At 62.2% G+C, this 233-nt stretch carries 1 protein-coding gene; it reads left to right on the forward strand.

Annotation, left to right across the window (positions count from 1 at the left end; translation table 11 throughout):
* Positions 1 to 233: ABC transporter substrate-binding protein (locus tag SB771_RS37325; RefSeq protein ID WP_410722320.1), on the forward strand; the 233-nt coding region annotated here is incomplete at both ends.

Here is a 233-nt window from a genome sequence, read left to right on the forward strand (position 1 = left end):
TGATGGCCGACGCCATCGCCGAGTACATGGAGCATCACGGCGTGAAGACGGTCGGCTTCATCGGCTTCGCGGATGCCTACGGCGATAGCTGGAACAAGGTGTTCACAACCGCAGCCGCTGCGCACAACTTGAAGATCGTGACGAACGAGCGCTTCAACCGGACCGACGCTTCGGTGACGGGCCAGGTGCTCAAGACGATGGGTGCGAATCCCGACGCGGTCCTGATCGCAGGC

This window comes from Burkholderia sp. SIMBA_051 (assembly GCF_046534915.1).
Lineage (GTDB): Bacteria > Pseudomonadota > Gammaproteobacteria > Burkholderiales > Burkholderiaceae > Burkholderia > Burkholderia ambifaria.